Here is a 1342-nt window from a genome sequence, read left to right as displayed (position 1 = left end):
GGTTCTCCGTCAAATGTTGGGGTGGTAAAGAAATCAGGCCACCCCTATCCTATATGTAGACCCATTCCTTTATACTGATGTCTCAATAAGATTCTTGCTCGAAATCTCTTGAAGTTTTTATATCCATAGCCGTTTCGCTTGATGACTTTTGTCGTATTATTGATTCCTTCCAAAAAGCCATTGGAATGACCATACACAAAGCTATTCAGGATTTCTACTTGCCAATTTCGAAACGTTTCTATCGCTTGTTTCATCTCTGGAATTCCTGATTCCTCTACTACTTGATAAAATGCTTCCAGCTCTTTTTTTACCTCTTTGATCTTTTCTTGACCGATCTCTTTCGCTCGGTTAAACCATACTTGATAACGTTCTTTTAGTTCATAGGCTTTTTTTAGCTCTTCCGACATATTCAAATAGCGTTCTAAATGCCACTGATCGTCTTCAGTTAAAGTGTTTTGAGGTTTATAAAAAATGTACCTTTTTCTTTTGCACTTTTTGCGGTCATAGTCGTGAAACTGCTGCTGAATACGCCTGCGAACTCGATCAATCCCCCAATAAATATAACGACAAAAATGAAAACGATCCGCCACGATCACTGGGTTCCCTAGGGCCGAACGAACGGCTGCCTTAAAAGAAGGACTCATATCCATAATCACCACTTGAACGTGGTGACCATGCCTTTGAAGGTAGTCTTTTATCGTCTTTTTATTTCGGTTCGGTAGGATGTCTAGGGGTTGCTTTGTGATCCCATCGGCGATGATGAGTTGATACTTTCCTTCCCTTGTATCTCCTTTATATTCATCAATCGCAATCACTCGAGGTAGTGACTCTACTTGCTTGACTTCCGTTTGAGCGATTTGATCAAATCGCCTCATAATGGTCGTGGATGAGGTACCGTAAACATCCCCTACTTCCTTAAATGTCTTTCCCTTAATAGCGCATACGGACACGGCCTGATTCCATTCAATCGATGTTCGTTGATATCGTTTGACAAACGTATTCTTTTCGGAAAAGCGTTTTCCGCAAGCACAGGCATATCGACGACGTTTATACCAAATATACGTCATCCGTTCAAACCATTTTAAATGTTGAACTTTTTGCCATCGATAATCATGAACTTTGTTGGTGAGCTGACCACAGTCAGGACAAGGGTGTGGCTTTCGCTCCATTTCCACATAGAGGAGGATTTCCCCTTTACGCTCCTCCATTTTTATCACCTGACAGTCTTTTAATCCTGGGATATTCATGATAGAATTCATAGTACACGCAACTCCATTCTTTTTACTTGTTTCTGGACAATTCAAGTATAAAAGAATGACGGGGTTGCGTGTCTTTTTTTTTT

At 40.5% G+C, this 1342-nt stretch carries 1 protein-coding gene; it reads right to left on the bottom strand.

Translation table 11 applies throughout. The features are described 5' to 3' along the window. Positions 1–44: 44 nt before the first annotated feature. On the bottom strand, positions 45–1259 hold the full coding sequence (locus BN2144_RS00075) for an ISL3 family transposase (protein ID WP_033826337.1): 1215 nt from the start codon (positions 1257–1259) through the stop codon (positions 45–47). Positions 1260–1342: the final 83 nt, after the last annotated feature.

The sequence above is a fragment of the Bacillus andreraoultii genome (genome assembly GCF_001244735.1).
GTDB lineage: Bacteria > Bacillota > Bacilli > Bacillales > Caldibacillaceae > Caldifermentibacillus > Caldifermentibacillus andreraoultii.
This window is presented reverse-complemented; position numbering and strand designations above follow the sequence as displayed.